Annotated in this window: 2 protein-coding genes; both read left to right on the top strand. The window is 68.0% G+C overall.

The genetic code is table 11. The features are described 5' to 3' along the window. Nucleotides 1–441 (top strand): vWA domain-containing protein (locus tag AU188_RS18885; protein WP_156426746.1); only part of this gene is annotated, 441 nt, incomplete at its 5' end. 23 nt (nt 442–464) lie between these two features. Beyond that, nucleotides 465–1,111, top strand: a 647-nt coding sequence (locus AU188_RS18880) for a VWA domain-containing protein (RefSeq protein ID WP_156426745.1), incomplete at its 3' end; no start/stop codon positions are given.

Genomic DNA, 1,111 nt, shown 5'->3' with positions numbered 1-1,111 from the left:
GTCGGGGCGGTGATCGGTGGCGGCGACGAACCGCCGCCGGCGCGCATCGTGCTGTTCTCCGACGGCAAGGAGACCGTGCCGTCGAACCCCGACAACCCCAAGGGTGCCTACACCGCCGCCCGCACCGCGAAGGACCAGGGCGTGCCGATCTCGACGATCTCGTTCGGTACGCCCTACGGCTACGTGGAGATCAACGATCAACGCCAGCCGGTGCCCGTCGACGACGAAATGCTCAAGAAGATCGCCGATCTGTCCGGCGGTGAGGCGTTCACCGCGTCCAGCCTCGAACAGCTGCGGGAGGTCTACGCCAACCTGCAGCAGCAGATCGGCTACGAGACGATCAGAGGCGACGCGAGCGTCGGCTGGCTGCGGCTCGGAGCGTTGGCGCTGGCCCTGGCGACGCTGGCGGCGCTGTTCATCAACCGCCGGCTGCCGAACTGACGCGCAAGGGATGACCAGCTGACATGACGCTTCCGCTGCTCGGGCCGGTATCGCTCACGGGTTTTCAGCACATCTGGTGGTTCCTGCTGTTCCTGGTCGTCCTGCTGGTGCTGGTCGGCTTGTACGTCGCCGCCCAATTCGCTCGGCGCAGGCGATTGCAGCAGTTCGCCAACACCGAGTCACTAGACAGTGTGGCGCCGAAGCGTCCCAGCCCGTGGCGGCACGTGCCTGCGGCGCTGCTGGCAATCGCGTTGCTGCTGTGCACGATTGCGCTGGCCGGGCCCACCCACGACCAACGGCTGCCGCGCAACCGCGCGGTGGTCATGCTGGCGATCGACGTGTCGCAATCCATGCGCGCCACCGACGTCGAACCCAGCCGGCTCGCCGCCGCCCAGGAGGCGTCAAAGAAATTCGTCGACGAGCTCACCCCGGGCATCAACCTGGGCGTGATCGCCTATGCCGGCACCGCCACGGTGCTGGTGTCGCCGACCACCAACCGCGACGCCAGCCGGCGCGCCATCGACAATCTGCAGGTTGCCGACCGCACCGCCACCGGTGAGGCGATCTTCACCGCGCTCTCGTCGATCTCCACCGTCGGGGCGGTGATCGGTGGCGGCGACGAACCGCCGCCGGCGCGCATCGTGCTGTTCTCCGACGGCAAGGAGACCGT

The organism is Mycobacterium sp. IS-3022 (assembly GCF_001500065.1).
GTDB lineage: Bacteria > Actinomycetota > Actinomycetes > Mycobacteriales > Mycobacteriaceae > Mycobacterium.
Note: the sequence above shows the minus strand (reverse complement) of the source record. Positions and strands in the feature narration are given on the sequence as shown.